Annotated in this window: 16 protein-coding genes; 8 read left to right on the top strand and 8 right to left on the bottom strand. The window is 65.8% G+C overall.

Translation table 11 applies throughout. The annotated features are described in order from the left end of the window. Positions 1-2 precede the first annotated feature (2 nt). The 4 genes from EP380_RS03785 to EP380_RS03770 form a co-directional block, all read right to left on the bottom strand. Positions 3-866, bottom strand: coding sequence for an ABC transporter permease (locus EP380_RS03785; protein ID WP_127596816.1), 864 nt, complete (start codon positions 864-866; stop codon positions 3-5). Positions 867-931: 65 nt separating this feature from the next. Beyond that, on the bottom strand, positions 932-2,221 hold the full coding sequence (locus EP380_RS03780; protein ID WP_127596813.1) for an ABC transporter substrate-binding protein: 1,290 nt from the start codon (positions 2,219-2,221) through the stop codon (positions 932-934). Between the two features lie 197 nt (positions 2,222-2,418). Further along, on the bottom strand, positions 2,419-4,191 hold the full coding sequence (locus EP380_RS03775) for a hydantoinase B/oxoprolinase family protein (protein ID WP_106573382.1): 1,773 nt from the start codon (positions 4,189-4,191) through the stop codon (positions 2,419-2,421). Positions 4,192-4,201: 10 nt separating this feature from the next. Beyond that, positions 4,202-6,289 carry a hydantoinase/oxoprolinase family protein gene (locus tag EP380_RS03770; RefSeq protein WP_127596811.1) on the bottom strand — a complete coding sequence of 696 codons (2,088 nt, stop codon included), beginning with the start codon at positions 6,287-6,289 and terminating at the stop codon, positions 4,202-4,204. 299 nt (positions 6,290-6,588) lie between these two features. Here EP380_RS03770 and EP380_RS03765 point away from each other — a divergent pair, with 299 nt between their 5' ends. Beyond that, positions 6,589-7,497, top strand: coding sequence for a LysR substrate-binding domain-containing protein (locus EP380_RS03765; protein WP_106573384.1), 909 nt, complete (start codon positions 6,589-6,591; stop codon positions 7,495-7,497). Between the two features lie 22 nt (positions 7,498-7,519). On the opposite strand, the gene EP380_RS03760 is transcribed toward EP380_RS03765, so the two are convergent. Then, positions 7,520-8,245, bottom strand: a complete 726-nt coding sequence (locus tag EP380_RS03760) for an isochorismatase family protein (RefSeq protein WP_238719709.1) — start codon at positions 8,243-8,245, stop codon at positions 7,520-7,522. A 75-nt stretch (positions 8,246-8,320) separates the two neighbouring features. Here EP380_RS03760 and EP380_RS03755 point away from each other — a divergent pair, with 75 nt between their 5' ends. The 5 genes from EP380_RS03755 (at position 8,321) to EP380_RS03735 (ending at position 12,578) form a co-directional block, all read left to right on the top strand. Continuing rightward, entirely contained in the window at positions 8,321-9,304 is a 984-nt protein-coding gene (locus tag EP380_RS03755) for a LysR family transcriptional regulator (protein WP_238719708.1), read from the top strand. A gap of 62 nt (positions 9,305-9,366) precedes the next feature. Then, positions 9,367-10,413 (top strand): ornithine cyclodeaminase family protein, encoded by a 1,047-nt coding sequence (locus EP380_RS03750; protein ID WP_127596809.1) that lies wholly within the window; start codon positions 9,367-9,369, stop codon positions 10,411-10,413. Between the two features lie 24 nt (positions 10,414-10,437). Further along, the gene (locus tag EP380_RS03745; RefSeq protein WP_127596807.1) at positions 10,438-11,049 is read left to right on the top strand and encodes an isochorismatase family protein; all 612 of its coding nucleotides are present in this window, start codon (positions 10,438-10,440) and stop codon (positions 11,047-11,049) included. Between the two features lie 240 nt (positions 11,050-11,289). Further along, positions 11,290-11,889: a LabA-like NYN domain-containing protein gene (locus tag EP380_RS03740; RefSeq protein ID WP_106573388.1), complete on the top strand. Its 600-nt coding sequence runs from the start codon at positions 11,290-11,292 to the stop codon at positions 11,887-11,889. Positions 11,890-11,897: 8 nt separating this feature from the next. Next, complete coding sequence (locus tag EP380_RS03735; protein WP_420845834.1) at positions 11,898-12,578, top strand: uracil-DNA glycosylase; 681 nt, start codon at positions 11,898-11,900, stop codon at positions 12,576-12,578. 33 nt (positions 12,579-12,611) lie between these two features. On the opposite strand, the gene smpB is transcribed toward EP380_RS03735, so the two are convergent. Then, on the bottom strand, positions 12,612-13,085 hold the full coding sequence (smpB, locus tag EP380_RS03730) for an SsrA-binding protein SmpB (RefSeq protein WP_106573389.1): 474 nt from the start codon (positions 13,083-13,085) through the stop codon (positions 12,612-12,614). Positions 13,086-13,109: 24 nt separating this feature from the next. Further along, on the bottom strand, positions 13,110-13,991 hold the full coding sequence (gene dapA, locus EP380_RS03725) for a 4-hydroxy-tetrahydrodipicolinate synthase (RefSeq protein WP_127596805.1): 882 nt from the start codon (positions 13,989-13,991) through the stop codon (positions 13,110-13,112). A 228-nt stretch (positions 13,992-14,219) separates the two neighbouring features. On the opposite strand from dapA, the gene EP380_RS03720 reads away from it, so the two are divergent. Beyond that, a complete protein-coding gene (locus EP380_RS03720; RefSeq protein ID WP_127596803.1) occupies positions 14,220-16,262 on the top strand; it encodes a lytic transglycosylase domain-containing protein in 2,043 nt (680 codons plus the stop codon). 234 nt (positions 16,263-16,496) lie between these two features. Beyond that, complete coding sequence (locus tag EP380_RS03715; RefSeq protein ID WP_238719707.1) at positions 16,497-17,381, top strand: alpha/beta fold hydrolase; 885 nt, start codon at positions 16,497-16,499, stop codon at positions 17,379-17,381. 479 nt (positions 17,382-17,860) lie between these two features. Here the strand turns inward: EP380_RS03715 and EP380_RS03710 are convergent. Beyond that, positions 17,861-18,472, bottom strand: a 612-nt coding sequence (locus EP380_RS03710; protein ID WP_164749752.1) for a porin, incomplete at its 5' end; no start/stop codon positions are given.

Genomic DNA, 18,472 nt, shown 5'->3' with positions numbered 1-18,472 from the left:
CGTTACCTGACGAGTTCCTCGCGCACATCGACCAGACGGAAGATGGCGGAGGCGATCAAAAGAACGACGATCAAGAGGATGACCGCGTTGGCGGCGGCCCGCGGATAGTTCAGGAATTGCAGATCGTTGAAGATGGCCGACGCGGCCGATCCCGACAGCCCGCCGCTCATCACGGTGACGACCGAAAAGTCGCCCATCACCAGGGTCACCACGAACAGCGTGCCGAGGGCGATACCGGTCTTGGACAAGGGCAGCACGACGTTCCAGATCACACCCCAGCGGCTGGCGCCGGCGTCCATCGCCGCCTCGAGCAGCGACTTGTCGATGCGTGCCATGGAATTGAAGATCGGCACGATCATGAACAGCGTGAACAGATGGACATAGGCGACCACCACCGCGAAATCGGAATAAAGCAGCCATTCGACCGGCTGGTCCGTCAGGCCGCTGCCGACCAGGGCCTGGTTGACCAGCCCCTCGCGCCCGAGCACCGGACGCCACGAGATCATGCGGATGATGTTGGACGTCCAGAACGGCACCGTGCACACCAGGAACAGCGCGATCGCAGTCACCAGATTGCGGATGTGGAAGACGAGGAAATAGGAGATCCAGAAGCCGATGAAGCCGGTGATCGCCAGCACGATGACGGCGAATTTGAGCGTCGACCAGTAGAGCAGCCAGTTGGTCTGGTTGGTCAGGATGTCGGCATAGTTCTTGAAGGTGAAATCGGGAACGATGCCGACCAGCATCTGGTAGCGAAAGAAGCTCACCAGAAGCACCAGCGCCACCGGGATGGTGAAAAACAGGATCAGGACCAGCGCCAGCGGCGAGACCTGGATATAGGGAAGGGCCGAGGATCTGCTGTTCATCTTTGAAGGTGTCCGGATGTCGGGGGTGGACGGCGGCCGGAGCCGCCGCCCGGTTCTCGCGGCCGTCAGGCGGCGCTGAACTCGTTCCACTTGGAATAGAGGAACTCGGCCTCGTCCATGAGGTTGTTCCACACGGCAACGCTGGAGAAACGGTCCTCGTAGGACCCGCCGTCGCGCACGTCGCCGGCCGAGTTGGTCTTCTGGCCGGTCGGGCTGGTGATATCGGCCGTGGCCGCCTTGCCCTCGTAGAAGAAGCCGCGCTCGTTTTCGCTGAGCGCCGCCTTGGCGGTCTCCGGATTGGAGCTGTAATAGCCCTGCTTGGCGATGAAGCCGCCGACCCAGCCGGAATTGTACCAGGTCATGTATTCATAGGCGGCATCGCGCCTGAGACCGTCGAGATGGGCCATCATCGCCAGCCCGTTGCCCCAACCGCGATAGCCTTCCTTGAGCGGCTGGTAGACGCAAGGCACGTTCTGGGTCTGGACCGCGGTGACGGCGGGCGACCACATCGACTGGATCACCACCTCGCCGCCGGCCATCAGATTGACGGATTCGTCGAACGTGTTCCACAGGGCGCGCCAGTGACCGCCGCGCTTCAGCTCGATCAGCCGGGCGATCGTCTTTTGGATCTCGTCCTGGGTCGGGTTGCCCTTGTCGCCATAGGTCAACTCGCCGGCGCTCTCCAGCGCCATCATGGCGTCCATGATGCCGTTGGTGGGAATGTTCTGGATCGCCGCCTTGCCCTTGAAGTCCGGCGAGATCAGATCGGCCCACGAGGTGATGTCGCGGCCCACCAGGTCGGGGCGAATGCCGAGCGTATCGGCATTGTAGACGCCCGGGACGAAGGTGGCGAACTCGGTCTGACCGCTGGCGAAGGCCTTGGCGTCGACCGCGTCGAGATAGATATATTCGATCGGCGCATCGCCTTCGCGCGACACTTCCTTGCCGTTGAACACGCCGGTTGTGTAAAGCGTGGTGAGCTGATCCCAGTTCTTGATCTTGGCGATCTCCACGCCCTGGATCACGCCTTGCGGAACGGCGATCTTGGTCTGCCAGATCTCCATGTCGGCCACGTCGATCGACTTGGGATCATTGATCATGCGGTTGATCAGGCCGGGATGGTCGACGACCGACATCTCGACCTTGAATCCGAGATCCTCGCTCGCCTGGCGGGCGATGTCCGGCAGGGTCGAATAGGACATGCCGGTATGGTTGATCGTGATGTCCTTGAGGTTCTGCGCCCAGACCGTCGGGAAGCCGGTGACCAGCGTCGTGCCGGCAACAGCGGCGCCACCCTTCAAAATCGAGCGCCGCGACACGCGGCCCTTACCGATCGATTTCGCTGATTTTTTCATTTCCTACTCCCATTCGTCAGTATGAAACATACTCCGCGCCATTCCCATGGCGCTTGACGGGCGAAACCTTGCGTTGGCCGTGTTTTTGTCGCTTCGCCGCCGTCGTCACTGCTTATGCAGTCCTTCATCGCCGCCCCATGAATGCGATGTGTTTTTCCGCTCCTTTCACCAGGGCCTCATGCCGCATCCAGACCCGATTACTGCGCGCCCATTTGCGCCCGCAGCTTGCGGGTTTCGTTCAAGTCAAGCTTCCAACCGTAGCCATCGTCAATCTCTTCCAGCACCACGCCGTAATCGTCGCGGGCGTGCTCGCGGGTGATGAATCCGTCCAGCACGTCGTCGAGGACCTTGTCCGGATCGCGCTCGAGCGGATCGCCATAGCCGCCGCCGCACGGCGAAAAATAGGATACCACATCGCCGGCGCGGGTGAGCTTGCCGGAGAATTTCGCCGGCTCCAGGCTGACCTCGCCGGTGTGGACGTTGCGGATCTCGACCTTGCCGCCGGCGCCCGGCTTGCCGCCGAACACGCCCCAGGGCACGTCCTCGTGCCGGTCGGCCTCGTGCGTCATGTAACCCGGGCTGAGGAAGCGCTGCGACTTGACCACCCCGGCGCCGCCGCGGAACTTGCCGGCGCCGGGAGGCGCATCGTCGCGAACCTCGTAGCGGTCGCAGATCAGCGGCAAATGCATGCCCAGATCCTCGAGCGGGTTGTTGCGCGTGTTGCGCATCAGTTCCTCGATCGTGTCGGGGCCGTCGGATTGCGGGCGCCCGCCCATCGCCGCCTCGTTGACCTCGAGGAAGACCCAGTAGTCGCCGCTCTCGCGCACGCCGGAATAGGCCGCAAACGACAGGACCGCCGCGTTGCCGGCCGTGCATTTGTCCGGCAGCACCGGGGCCAGCGCCTTGATGATCAGGTCGACGATGCGCTGGATCTGGGCGAAGCGCGCTTCGGCAGCGGCCGGCGCGATCGGGTTGAAGATCGAACCGGGCGGCGCGGTCACCTTGACCGGACGGAACGAACCCTCGTTCTGGGGAATGTACTCGGAATGGGTATAGGTATCGAGCAGCAGGGCGCGGAAGGCGAAAAAACAGGCGACCTTGGTCGAGCCCTCGAAGGGAACGTTGTAGGCCGTCGGCACCTGGGCCGACGAGCCGGTCAGATCGACCTCGACCGCGTCGCCGGCAACCCGCACCGTCACCTTGAGCGGCAGGGTGATGCCGCGGTTGCGGCCGTCGTCGTCCAAAAACCCTTCCGCGACATACTCGCCGTCGGGGATTTTGGCGATCTCGCGGCGCAGCATGTTTTCGGTATAGTCCATCAGCTGGCGCGTGGCGCCGAGCACGGTCGCCTTGCCGTATTTTTCCATCAATTGCTGGAACCGCGCCACGCCGAGCTCCGCCGAGGCGATCTGGGCCTCCAGATCGTTCATCACCTGGCTCGGAACACGGGTGTTGTCGCGGATATATTTCCACATCGTGTCGTTGCGCTTGCCGGCCTCGAACAGCTTGATGCCGTTGAGCAGCATGCCTTCGGCATAGACATCGGGAATGTCCATGATCAGGCCCGGCGTGGCGGCGCCGATGTCGATGTGATGGGCGGTGTTGGCGGAAAAACCGACCAGTTCGTCCTCGAAGAAAACCGGCATCACGATGGCGATGTCGGGCGAATGGCTGGCGCCGAAATAGGGATGGTTGTGAATGACGACGTCGCCGGGCTGCCACTGGTCGAGCGGGATCGATTTCTCGATGCCGCGCAGATAGCCGGGCAGCGAGCCGATATGCATCGGCGTGGAATCGGACTCGCACAGCGTGTTGTAGTCGCGGTCGAACAGCCCGGCGCCAAGGTCCTGGCTTTCGCGGATGATGGACGAATAGCTCATCCGGTAGAGAACCGTGCCCATCTGCTCGGCGATCGAGTGCAGCGCGCCGCCAATGACCTGGAGCGTGATCGGATCGACTTCCCGTGTCATCCCTGCCTCCTCAGTTCCGGCCGATCAGAATGTCGCCGAAGCGCATGACCTGGGCAACATAGCCCGGCGGCACGATGGTGGTGGAATTATGCTGGATCACGACGGCCGGACCCGAGACCCGGTCGTCGGCGCGCAGTTTCTCGCGCTGATAGCGGGGCGTGTCGTGCGCCTGGCCGTCGTCGAACACCGTGCGGCGGCTGTAGAGACGCGCCTCGTCGGGGTTTTCGCGCCCGCCATGGCTGAGTTCCGGCAGGGCCAGCGTTTCGACCGCGACGGTCGCCACCAGCCGCAACGTGATCAGTTCGCAGGCCTGGTCGCGGAAGGCGTGGCCGTAGATCTTCTTGTGTTCGTCGTAGAAGCTGTCGACGATCACCTTGGCATTGCCGGCATCGACCGCGCCGTCGGGCATCGCGGCACGCAGCTCGAACCCCTGCCCGACGTAGCGGCATTCGGCGATACGCTGGAAGCGCCGCGCCGCGCGCGGGATGCCGTCGGCGTCGAGCTGCCTGTGCGCCTGGTCCATCAGGCCGTCGAGAGCATCGTTGACGGTCTGGAAATCGGCGTCGCTGGCGTTGTCGAGCACCATCAGCAGCGGATGGGTGTATTCGTACTGCAGATCGGTGACCAGCAGGCCGGTGGCGGCGGTGATGCCCGGCTGAACCGGCGAGATGATGTCCTTGGCGTGGATCGCCTCGGCAAGCGAGACGGCGTGCAGCGGACCGGCGCCGCCGAAGCCCATCAAGGTGAAATTGCGCGGATCGACCCCCTTGGCCATCGAATTGGCGTTGATGGCGAGCGCCATGTTGTTGTTGACGATCTTCAGGATGCCGAGCGCGGCTTCGTCGAGCGACAGGCCGAGCGGCTCGGCGATGTGGCTGCGGATCGCGGTTTCAGACAGCGCGGCATCGATCTTGATGTCGCCGCCGAGGAACTGTTCGGGATCGAGCCGCCCCAGCACGACCTGGGCGTCGGTGACCGTGGGTTCGGTGCCGCCCTTGCCGTAGCAGGCCGGCCCCGGCACGGCGCCGGCCGAGCGCGGCCCGACGCGGAACGCCCCGCCCGGATCGAGATAGGCGATCGAGCCGCCGCCGGCGCCGATCGCGTCGATGTCGATCATCGGCACCAGCACGGGCAGCAGACCCACTTCGGTGTCGCGCGGGTTCTTGATCCGCAGGTCGCCATCCTGGATGACGCCGATATCGGCCGACGTGCCGCCGATATCGATGGTGATGATGTTGGACTTGCCGCAATTGTCGCCGGTCCAGCGCCCGCCGATGACGCCGCCGGCCGGCCCCGACATCAACAGGCCGATCGGCAATTCGCTCGATTTCTCGACCGTGGTGATGCCGCCGTTGGACTGCATGATGCGAATGATGCCGCCGACGCCCGCGGCCCGCAACCGCCCTTCCAGCTTGCGCAGATAGGCAGAGGTCTTGGGCCCGATATAGGCGTTCATCGCCGTCGAGGAGAAGCGCTCATATTCGCGGATCGAGTTCACGACTTCAGAAGAGCAGCACACATAGGTGTCCGGCAGGACCGATCTCACGATCTCCTTGGCGCGCTGCTCGTGCTCGTTGTTGAGGAAGGAGAACAGGAAGCCGATGATGACGGCGTCCATGCCGCGCTTGGCGAAGAGCTCGGCCGCCTGCTTCACCTCGTCCTCGGCAAGCGGCACCTCGATGCGACCGTCGGGCGGGAGGATGCGCTCGGTCACAACGAGGCGGTCGCGCCGCTTGACGAGGGGCTTGGACTGCCACGGCACGTCGAACTGGAGCGAGAAATTGTGCGGGCGCTTGTGGCGGCCCATATGCATGATGTCGCGGAAACCGCGTGTGGTGATCATCCCGACCCTGGCGCCGCCGCGCTCGATGACGAGGTTGGTGGCGACGGTCGTGCCGTGAAACACCGCATCGATGGCGCCCGGCTCGACGCCGGCCATCTCGCAGACATTGAGTATGCCCTGCACGACGCCTTCGGACTGGTCATGCGGCGTGCTCGACACCTTGGTGACCACGACCGACTGCTTGCCGCCGGCGTCGGCACGCTCCAGGATAATGTCGGTAAAGGTCCCGCCGACATCGACACCGACACGGATCATGACAGCCACCTCCCGGCGCTCGAATACGGCCGGGCGCAGCGCCCGACAAAGCACGGCGCCACCGGCTTATGACCGGGCAGCGCGGAGCGGATGGCGCCGCCTCGGCGGCGGGGCGCTGCGATTATCGCGGCGCCCGATACGGCACGGATTCGTGGCATTCGAAAAAAAACGCCCCCATTGAGTTGTTCGCCTCGGCGACCTCTGCGGCCGCTCTTTGATTGATTGATCGGATAGTAGACATCGAAAATCTGCATGTTAAATAATGATTTCGCAATGATTGATACGATGGCGTTATCAAAGTGCACTATGATCTGAAGCATCTGTCCACCTTTGTGGCCGTGGCCGAAGAGCTGAATTTCCACCGTGCCGCGGAACGTCTGGGCATGGCGCAACCCGCGGTCAGCCGGCTGGTTCAGGAGCTCGAAGACCGGCTCGGCGTGAAGCTTTTGGAACGCACCACCCGCAAGGTGATGCTGACGGAAACCGGGCGTTATCTGCTGGAGGAAGCCCAGGATGTTCTCGACCGCCTGGACGTTGCCGAAAGCACGGTGCGGCTGCTTGCCTCCGGCACCAAGGCGATCCTGCGCATCGGCTACACGACGATTACCGGCCACTCGCTGGTGCCGAAGATCGCCCGCGAGTTCCGGCTCGAAAACCCCGAAGTGCGCCTCGAGCTCACCTATCTGACCTCGCCGGTCCAGCGCGACCGGATTTTGCAGGACGAGATCGATCTGGGCTTTATCGAGGGCTCGTTTTTGAGTTCGGAGATCGAGTCGCGCGCGGTCGCGCGCCATTCGCTGGTCGCGCTTTTGCCGCCCGGCCATCCTCTGGCCGCCAAGGAGGCGTTGACGGTGGCCGACCTCGCCCGCGAGGCGCTGATCCTGGGCACCAACGCCGAGTGGCCGACCTTCCGCCGCATCGTCGTCGACATGTTTCAGAACCACGGCCAGGTGCTGACGGTCGGCCAGGAGGCCTCCAGCCTGACCGGCATTCTCGGCCTGGTCACCGCCGGCGTCGGCATGACCGTATTTTGCGGCATGCCGAGCTTTTGCGGCCCGGAGGTGCTGACGGTGCGCCCGATCGCCACCGACACGCCGACCGAGGTGGAAACCCACCTCGCCTGGCGACGCTCCAATCTGACGGCGGCCATGAAGCGGTTCGTGGAAACCAGCCAGCGCGTCGGCGCGAATTACCGCAGCATCGTGTGAGGCGGACGCCGGGCGACACAACTCATTCGGCCGCCACGCGGGCGCCATCGACCGTTTCCAGATAGGCCACGCATTCGTCGGCCGAGTGTACGTCGGCGAACTTGGCGTCGATGTCGTAGAGGTTCCACGCCACCGCGCCGGGCACGCGGTCGCCGATGCAGTCGCGCACGGCGATGGTGCGGAACCCCTCCGCCAGCCCGTCGCAGATGGTGGTGCGCACGCAGGCCGTGGCCGTGACGCCCGTGACCAGGATGGTGTCGACGCCCGCCGCCCGCAAAATACCGGCGAGCGGCGTGCCGTGGAAGGCGCTGGCGCGCTTCTTGAGCAAAGTGTGCTCGCCGTCGACCGGGGCGATGCGCGAATCGATCGCCCACAGCTCCGTGTCGGTCGTCGACACCACCTCGATCGGGATCTTGCAGTGCCACAAGCCCATATCGGTGAAGGGGGCGTCGCGGTCGGTGATCTCGTAGGCCGTCGTCACATGGATGACCGGATGACCGTTGGCGCGGCAGGCCGCCAGCAGCTTTTGCATGCCGGGGATGATTTCCGCGTCCATGGCAAGCTGGTCGCAGGTGAAGGGATTGCCGGGCCGGGTCCAGGCGTTGGCCAGGTCGACGCTGACGAGCGCCGGGCGCCGGCCGAAGCCGATGCGACGTTGAAAACCGCGCTCCTGGTAGATGCGCGTCGACGCCTCGAAGGCGGCACGCAGCATTTCTTCGAGTTTCCTGTCGTCAAGCTGGTCCATCATGGCGCTCCCTTGGTCGATCGCGGCCAAAACCGCTCGGGAGAGTATCGCGGCAGCGTTATGCATGCGGAATTGGCAATGATGCCATTATTAATGCACATTGTGCATCAATTGTTCCTACCGGCAGACATGATGGACCAGCATCCCGGGCTCGAGCTCGCACACTCCTTTCTGATCGCGGCGGAGGAACTCAGCTTCCGGCGCACGGCCGAACGGCTGGGTATCGACCAGTCGGCGCTCAGCCGGCGGATCGCCAAGCTGGAGCGCCAGCTCGGATTCCAGCTTTTCGAGCGGACCACGCGCGAGGTGGTGCTGACGCCGGCCGGCCGCAGTTTCTACGAAGCCGGCGCGCCGCTGCTGGCGGGATACGACCGTGCCGTGGCGACGGCGCGGCGCGTGGCGCAGGGCAAGACCGGCCTGTTGCGAGTCGCCTATATGGCGTTTGCCGCCATCGAGCTGATGCCGCGCGTGGTCACGCGCTTCCGCGCCGCGAACCCCGCCGTCGAGCTTGCCCTGCGCTACCTGCCCACGCAGGAACAGAAGATCGCCCTGTCGGAGGGCGAGATCGATCTCGGCTTCATGATCGGCCCGTTCGAACACTCCGATTTCGACAGCCGGCAACTGGCCTCGGACCCGCTGCATGTGTTCATGCCGCGGGGCCACCCGCTGTCGGCCAGACGTTCCGTCGCGCCGTGCGACCTCGCCGGCGAGGACCTGCTTTTGGGCGACATGGCCGAGTGGGAGGCCTATCGACACCATCTCGGCGAAAAATTCGCACGCGCCGGCGTTCCGGTGACGCCGCGCCAGGAAGCCTCCAGCACGATGGCGCTGCTGGGCCTGGTCGCGGCCGGATTCGGCATCACCGTCTATCCGCGCCAACTGACCGGACTGACCGGCACGACGATCGTGTCGCGGCCGATCGCCGATCCCGCCTTTCACATCGAAACGGTGCTTGTGCGGCGGCGCATCGACCGCGCGGCCGGCGTGCGCGGCTTCATCGACTGCGCGCTGGAGACCGCCCGGCCGGCGCGCGCCGGGCGCAAAAATCGCGCCGGCCATTGACGCATCGTCAAGTTTGCGACCTGATTGGAGCGGACGCGGATGCTTCGGCCCCATCGGCGATCATGAGTGACATCGTGACGATCGTGGAGGCGAAGATGGAAAATTGGGCCAACCGCAAGACGCTGATTTTGGGCCGCAGCGAGATGATCGGGCTTTTGAGCCCGGCCGAATACAATCAATGCGTGGAACAGGCCTATCGCATGCATGGCGAAGGCCGCTTCTACATGGATCCCAAGGGCCATATCGTGCTCGACCGGTTCGCCGGCGAGTGGGAGGCGATGCCGTCCTATATCGAGGAACCGCACGCGGCGGCCTGCAAATGGGTGTCGATCCGCGAGCAGAACCGCGAGCGCTACAATCTGCCGACGGTGTTTTCGATCCTGATCTATACCGAACCGGAAACCGGCTTTCCGCTGGCGATCGTCGACGGCTCCTACCATACGGTGATGCGCACCGGCTCGGCCGGCGCGGTGTCGGCCAAATGGATGGCGCGCCCGGATTCCAAGACGCTCGCCATCGTCGGCGCCGGGCATATGGCCGAAGGCGCGCTTGCCACCTGCAACGAGGTGTTCGACTGGTCGGACGTGCGAGTTTGGAGCCGCAGCCAGGCGACGCTGGACCGCTTCGTGCGCGAACAGCAGCCCAAATATGACGGCTTCACCATCCGCACCTCCACCGATCCGGAAGAGGTCGTGCGCGGGGCCGACGTGGTCGTCACGCTGACGCCTGCGCGTACGCCGATCATCAAGGCCGACTGGGTGTCGCCCGGCACCCACATCGCAGCGGTCGGCGCCGACAAGACCGGCGACCAGGAGCTCGAGGGCAGGCTGCTGACCCGGGCGCGGATCTTCGTCGACGACATCCGCCAGTGCCGCACCGACGGCGAGATCAACGTGCCGCTTTCCGAAGGTCTGATCACCGAGGCCGACATCGCCGGCGAAATCGGCGAGGTGGTCACCGGACGCAAGGCGGGAAGGACGTCCGACGACGAGATCACGATTTTCGATTCGACCGGCATCGCGCTGCAGGATTCGGCGACCGTACCGCTCGAATATCAGCGCGCCATGGAAAAGGGCGTCGGCATCGAGAAAAAGATGATCTCGACCTGATCGGCAAGCCAGGACATCGCGACCATGACCAACACCGACATCTACGCCCAGCAGAGCTTCGGCCAGGCGACGGGCCTCGGCGACACGCCGGCCCTGCTCGTCATCGACTTCGTCAACGGCTTCAACGATTCCGAAATCCTCGGCGGCGGCAATATCGATGCCGCCGTCAAGGCGACCGTTCCGCTGCTCGCCCATGCAAGGGCGCGCGCGGTACCGGTCATCTTCACCCGCATCGTCTATGCCCAGGACGGCAGCGACGCCGGCTTGTGGTGCGAAAAGGTTCCACGACTGCGTGAGCTTACGGAAACCGCGGCGGCGAGCCAGGTGGTGGATGATCTCGCACCGCGGACGGGCGAAACGATCATCCGCAAGACCCAGGCCTCGGCCTTCTTCGACACCACGCTTGCGGCGCAACTTGCCTATCGCGGCATCGATTCGCTGGTCATGGTGGGCTGCACCACCAGCGGCTGCGTGCGCGCCAGCGCGATCGACGCGATGAGCAACAATATCCGCGCGGTCGTGGTGTCGGACTGCGTCGGCGACCGGGCGCTGGAACCGCACGCGGCCAATCTGTTCGATATCGGCCAGAAATATGCCGATCTGATGAGCGCCGAGCAGGTGATGTCGATACTGTAACGACCCCGTGCCGGCGGTATTCGGCGCGGGCGGATACGGCATCGGCGCCGCGACCGGGACGCTGCCTTTGCGCACGCCGCCTGCCGCGGGCGTCGGGTGCGCGGCGCCGCAGTTTCGCGAACAGACGCTGTTTCCCTTTGGGTCGTTTTATGGCAATTCTATTCGCATTGCCGCCCGACGCCGAATTTTGCACGTCGCGACCATTGCCCGACCTGTCCGTTACCGACAAAGGACTTTGCCATGTTCGATCCACGCGAAAAGATCGCGCTGTTCATAGACGGCGCTAACCTCTACGCGACATCGCGGGCGCTCGGCTTCGACATCGATTATCGCAAGCTTCTCGCCAGCTTTCACAAACGCGGCTATCTGCTGCGCGCCTATTACTACACCGCGCTGGTGGAGGACCAGGAATATTCCTCGATCAGGCCGTTGATCGACTGGCTCGACTACAACGGCTACAAGGTGGTTACCAAACCGGCCAAGGAGTTCACCGATTCCAGCGGGCGGCGCAAGATCAAGGGCAATATGGACATCGAACTGACCATCGACGCGCTCGAGCTCGCCGATGTCGTCGACCATTACGTGATCTTCTCCGGCGACGGCGATTTCCGCACCCTCGTCGAAGCCCTGCAACGGCGCGGCCGCAAGGTCAGCGTGGTCTCCACCATGGCCTCGCAGCCGCCGATGATCTCAGACGATTTGCGCCGCCAGGCCGATTACTTCATCGATCTGATGACGCTGAAGGGCGATGTCGGCCGCGACCCCAGCGAGCGCCCGGCGCGCCGCGTCGAAAATACCGACGTCGACGATGACGACGACGACCACGGCGACGACGATTGAAGCCAGCCATGATGTCCGACCCCGTGCGGGCGGTCGAGCCGCCCAGCGATTGCGCGCTGTGCCCCCGCCTGCACGGCTTTCTCGCCGATTGGCGGACGCGCGAGCCCGACTGGCACAATGCGCCGGTGCCGTCCTTCCTGCCGCCGCGAGGCGGTGAAACCGTGCGCGTGCTGATCGTCGGGCTGGCCCCGGGACTGCGCGGCGCCAACCGCACCGGCCGCCCCTTCACCGGCGACTATGCCGGCGACCTGCTCTACGCCACGCTGAAGCGGTTCGGGCTGGCGCGCGGCACATTCGAGGCGCGCCCCGACGACAGTCTGGAACTGGTGGAAACCGCGATCACCAACGCGGTGCGATGCGTACCGCCGGAAAACAAGCCGGTCGGCGCCGAGATCAACACCTGCAGGCGTTTCCTGGTGCCGACCATCGAGGCCCTGCCCCGGCTCGAGGCCATCCTCACTCTGGGCTCGATCGCGCACCAGTCGACGGTGCGCGCGCTCGGCCTGAAGATCAAGGATGCCCCCTTTGCCCATGGCGCGGCGTTCGACGCCGGCCGGATCAGGCTTTTTTCCAGCTACCACTGCTCACGCTACAACACCAATACCGGCCGGCTGACGGAAGCGATGTTCGTCGACGTGTTCGCCAAGCTTGCGGAGCATGTGCGCGCGCGGCGACACGCCGCCGAATAAGCGCCGGCCCTGCCTGGGCGCGGGGATTGCCGGTCAGCCGCGCTCCTTCAAAAGCCGCGCTTTTTCGCGGTTCCAGTCACGCGCCTTGGACGTCTCGCGCTTGTCGTGCAGCTTCTTGCCGCGCGCGATCGCCAGCAGCAGCTTGGCGCGACCGCGCTCGTTGAAGTAGATCTTCAACGGCACCATGGTCATGCCCTCGCGTTCGACCGCCCGCGCAAGCCGGGCCATTTCGCGCTTGTTGAGCAAAAGCTTGCGACGCCGGCGCGGCTCGTGATTGAAGCGGTTGCCCTGCAGATATTCAGGCACGTGCGCATTGATCAGCCAGATTTCGCCGTCCTCGGCCGAGGCATAGGCTTCGGCGATATTGGCGTGGCCCTCGCGCAACGACTTGACCTCGGTGCCGGTCAGCACCAGGCCGGCCTCGATCGTGTCCAGCACCTCGTAGGAGAAGCGGGCCTTACGGTTTTCGGCAACCGTCTTGGAGTTGGATTTCTTGTCCTGGGCCATCGTTTACGCTGCGCGCGACGCGCGTCAGTTCATCAGCCCGGCATGTTTCATGGCCGCGTCGATGCGTTCGGCGGTGGCGGCTTCGACCGCCATCATCGGCAGCCGCACGCCGCCGCCGATGCGCCCGAGACGCGACAGCGCGTATTTGGCGCCGGCCGGGTTGGGCTCCACGAACAGCGCCCGGTGCAGCGGCATCAGCCGGTCTTGCAGGTCGATCGCCCGGTCCCGGTCGCCGTTCAGCGAGGCTTCCTGGAACTCCGCGCACAGGCGCGGCGCGACGTTGGAGGTGACGGAGATGCAACCAACCCCGCCATGGGCGTTGAAGCCGAGCGCGGAGGCGTCCTCGCCCGAAAGCTGGATGAAATCGGCGCCGCAGGTCGCGCGCTGCTCGCTCACACGCTCGACCTTGCCGGTCGCATCCTTGACGCCGGCGATGTTGGCGAAATCCCGCGCCAGCCGCCCCATGGTCTCCGGCAGCATGTCGATGACCGAGCGCGGCGGGATGTTGTAGATAAAGATCGGCAGCTTGGTGGCGCGCGCCACGGCGGCAAAATGCCCGTAAAGCCCGCGCTGGTTGGGCTTGTTGTAATACGGTGTCACCACAAGCACGCCGTCGGCGCCCACGCTTTCGGCATAGTCGACCAGGCCGACGGCCTCGGCGGTGTTGTTGGAGCCGGCACCGGCAATCACCGGCACGCGACCGGCGGCGACCTCGACGCAGACCTTGATCACTTGGCGATGCTCGTCATGGGTGAGCGTGGGCGATTCACCGGTCGTGCCGACCGGGACAAGCCCGTTGGAGCCCTCGGCGATCTGCCACTCGACAAAGGCGCGGAACGCTTTCTCGTCAAAACTCCCGTCGGATGCGAACGGGGTGACGAGCGCGGTAAGCGAGCCTCTGAACATGTTTTCTTCCCAAAATCCTGACGAAAAGGGGCACGCACGCGCCCGCCCCGCTCAATAACCGATTGCGCAGCCGCGCACCATAGTCTTGCCACGAGCAGCCGACAAGATTCACGCTGATCAGGCCCGTACCGCGCGTTAACCGGTCGTTTACGCCGTTTTCACCGGCACACGCCATAGTGACGGCGACAGGGCCATGGACACGGGCTCCCACGGAGGCGGACAACAGCAATGAAGGCGAAGACGACGGCGGGCAGGATCGGGTTGGCGGCGCTGTTGATCGTGCTGCCGGCGCTGCTCGTGGTGGCGCTGGTGGACGCGCCCGGCCCGGCCGTCGATGTCGACAAAGAGCTGACGACGGGCTCGGTCGCGGCGCGGGTGCCGGGGCGCGACCGCGAACCGGCGGCCGACAGCGAAAGACTGGCCCTGCTCAAGGACGGCCTCGATGCGCTTTCCGCCGGTGATGTCGACGGGGCGCGGGCGCGGCGCGACGCGCTGCCGGCCGACGCGCTCGACCGCAAGATCCTGGCCTGGGCGATCGCGCTTGCCGGCGGCGAGAGTGCCGCCACAGCCCAAACCCCGCCCGACTGGCCGGGGCTGGAGGCGCTGCGCCGCGATAGCGAACGCCGCCTTGCCGCCGACGATCCCGAACCGCAGGTGGTGGCCGACGCCTTTTCCGCCACCCCGCCGCAGACCTTCGAGGGCACGATGCTGCTCGGCAAGGCGCTGCGCGCGCTCGGCCGCGACCAGGAGGCGCGCGCTTTGCTGAGCCCGTTCTGGCGCCGCACCAAGCTCAATGCGCGCCAGGAAACGGCCTTCCTGCGCGCCTTCGGATCATTCCTGCCGGCCGCCGACCACCGCTACCGCGCCGAGCGCATGCTCTATGAGGACCGCATCCGCTCGGCCGAGCGCGTGGCCGCGCTGGCCGGCGTCGAGGCGCTCGTTGCGGCCTGGGGAGCGGTAATCCGCAACCGCGACAATGCCGGCGCCCTGCTCGAGGCCGTGCCGGCAGCGCAGCGCGAGGCCGGCTATCACCACGCCAAAGCGAAATATCTCAGGCGACAGGGTCGGTTCGTCGAGGCCGCGCGCGTGCTCGCCGACCCGCCGAGAGCGGGCGAGCAACGGATCGACCCCGACGCCTGGTGGGTCGAGCGGCGGGTCTTGTCGCGGGAATTGCTGGATAGCGGCGCGGCCGAAACTGCCTACAAGGTCGCCGCCGACCACAGCGCCGAGAGCGCGGCGGCGATCGCCGATGCGGAGTTTCACGCCGGCTGGTACGCGCTGCGCGGGCTCGGCGACGCCAAAAAGGCGGCGGCCCATTTCGCGCGTATCGCCGCGGTTTCGTCGGGACCGATCTCGCTGGCGCGCGCGCATTACTGGCTCGCGCGCACGGCGGAGGCCGGCGGTCCGGGCGAGGCGATGCAGGAATACCGGCGCGCGGCCGTCCACGGCACCGCCTTTTACGGCCAGCTCGCCGCCGCCAGGCTGGGGCAAACCACGATCGCGGCCGGCTATCCGGAGCCGAATGCGGCCGACCGCGGCCGTTTCGCGGGCCGCGACATCGTGGCCGCGATCGACAGGCTGGAACGCATCGGCCAGGGCCGGCGCGCGGAGATTTTGTATCGCGGCCTGGCCGACGACTTGACCAGCCCCGGCGAGATCGCGCTGCTGGCGGCCAGGGCGCAAGGCCGCGGCAATCATTTCCTGGCCCTTAAGATCAGCAAGATCGCCGCCGCGCGCGGCATCGATACAGGCGCGCTCGCCTATCCGCTTGGGGCTATCCCGCCTTCCGCCGACGTCGCGGAGGCCGGCAAGGCCCTTGCCTACGCGGTGGCGCGCCAGGAAAGCGAATTCAACGTCGCCGCGATCTCGGGCGCCGGCGCGCGCGGGCTGCTGCAGCTTTTGCCCGGGACCGCCAAGGACATGGCGCGCAAGACCGGGCTTGCCTACTCGGCGGCGCGGCTGACCAGCGACGCCGGCTACAACGCCACGCTGGGCGCGGCCTTCCTCGACGAGCAGCTGGCGCGGTTCGACGGGTCCTACGTGCTGACCTTCGCCGGTTACAATGCCGGGCCGCGCCGCGCCGCCGAATGGGCGACGCGCTATGGCGACCCGCGCGGCGCCGACATCGAGACCGTGATCGACTGGATCGAGCGCATCCCCTACACGGAGACGCGCAACTATGTGCAGCGCGTGATGGAAAACTATCAGGTCTACAAGATGCAGCTGACCGGCCGTGTCGACATCGAAAAGGACCTGACACGCGGGCGCTGAGCACGAACCGGGCGCAGACCGCGGCAATCGCCCTGATTGCGCACGGGCGAAGAACAGGTTGTGCGTTTGACCTTGCCGGCGGCGCCCGGTAGAGCGTGACAGGGCACATTTAGATCGGCCTTTTGCGAAAAAGACCGTGTTTCAACAAAGAGATGGATCGCGACGCCAAGTCGGCGGAACGGCCCGTCGGTCAACAGCCGCGCAAGCGCGATGCGGACGCCAGAGGAGCCATTTGTGACGCAGGACGCCGCCTGGCGGAGCTTTTTCTTCACCGCTTCGGACGGATTGCGGCTGCATGCGCGGCTTTATCCGGGCGACGGGGCTCTCCTGCCGCTGATCTGCCTGCCGGGACTGACGCGCAATGCCCGCGATTTCCACGCGCTCGCCCTCGCCCTGGCAGGCGAAACCGGCCGCGCCCGCCCGATCGTCGCCTTCGACTATCGCGGCCGCGGCCTGTCGGCCTGGGACAAGGACTGGCGCCGCTACGACGTGCTGGTGGAGGCCGAGGACGTCGTCGCCGGCCTGGTGGCGGCCGGGATCGAGCACGGCGCCTTCGTCGGCACCTCGCGCGGCGGACTGATTATCCATGCGCTCGCGGCGCTGCGTCCCGGCCTGATGAAAGCGGCGATCCTCAACGATATCGGCCCGCGCATCGACGGCGCGGGGCTGGCCCAGATCCGCGCCTATCTGGAACGCGCGCCGCGGCCCAAAACGCGCGCCGACGCGCTCGCCATCCAGCGCGCGGCGGCCGGCCCGTCGTTCGAGGCGCTGTCGGAGCGAGACTGGGAACGCATGGTCGACGCGCTTTACGTCGAAGACAGCATGCCGCCGGTGCCCGCCTACGACCCGGCGCTTTTGAAGACGGTAACGGGCGTCGACCTGAACCGGCCGCTGCCGGAGCTGTGGCGGCAATTCGCCGGGCTCGGCGCGATCCCGGTGCTTGCCATTCGCGGCGCCAATTCGAAATTGCTTTCCGCCGCAACACTGGCCGAGATGGCGCAGCGCCATCCCGACATCGAGACCCTCACCGTGGCCGGCCAAGGCCATGCGCCGCTTCTGGAGACCGGCGACCTGCCCCGGCGCATCGCCGCGTTCCTGGCCAAGGCCGACCGTCGGTAGGTCAGGAGAGCGCTTCGGCTCGTCGCCGTCGCGACCAGATTTCGCGGTCCGGGGCGATCCTGGCGTGAAGCCGGCTCCCGCTTTTTGCGTCCACGCGGCGTGAGACGGCAACCGTCCCGGACGTTCTTCGGGCGGACCCGCTTGCGCGCCGCGAGGGCGCGATCCGGCCGGAAATACGGGACAAGACAGGGGTCGCGGCGCAAGCCGCACGGGCCGATGAGACAGGGGTTAGGGGGTTAGGGGGTTAAGGGACGGGAGGCGGAAGTCGGTCGGTGCAAGCCGGCGGACGGGTCTTCCGTCCGAAGTCTTCAGTCCCGCGCGGCGGTTGTGCCCGGGCGTCAACGCTGCGGCCCGTTGCCTGCCCGTTACCGGCGGATGGGCGCGCCGGCGATGCCCGACCGCTGTCGTTTTCTCCGATCCGAACGCGAAAAACCCGGCGGTTGCCCGCCGGGTTTTCCTCAAATCAGCCGATCAGCCGATTAGAAGTAGCGCGTGAAGCGCAGGTAGCCCGAAACCGTGCCGTCCGGATCCAGCGGAGCCGGGGTGGCCGGGAAGTTGAAGGCACCAACGTCGTCGTAGTGGATCTCGGCGCGGACTTCGAAGTCCGAAACCGGGAACCAGACCAACGAGAACTCAGCACCCCAGGCATCAGCACCGGAGAGCAGGTCCGAACCCGCGTAGTACAGGTCGTTCCACCACTGGAACGCCACCGAGGCGCCGAGGGTCGAGGAGAACTGATGGTTGTAGGAAACCAGCACGCTCCACTCGGAACCGCCGTAGTAGCTTTCGGCGGTCGGGCCGAAGATCGCGCTCGGCGAGCCGACATTGTAGGCGTGCGCGCCATCAGCGTAGAACACGAACGCGCGGAGCGAGGAGCCCGGCATGTTCGGGATGTTGATCTGCGCGCCAAGCTGAGCGCCGAAGCCGCCGCTGTTGGTGCCGGCGAACGGAGCCAGACCCGTAAGGGTCGGAACCGTACCGTCGAAGCTCTCGTCGTAAGCGACCTTCACCCAGACAGCGCCCCAGCCCTGCGAGATGCCGATCTTGGCGACGACGTCGGGCATGTAGCCTTCACCCGACAGCGCATCGTC

Source organism: Nitratireductor alexandrii (assembly GCF_004000215.1).
GTDB classification, from domain to species: Bacteria; Pseudomonadota; Alphaproteobacteria; order Rhizobiales; family Rhizobiaceae; genus Mangrovimarina; species Mangrovimarina alexandrii.
This window is presented reverse-complemented; position numbering and strand designations above follow the sequence as displayed.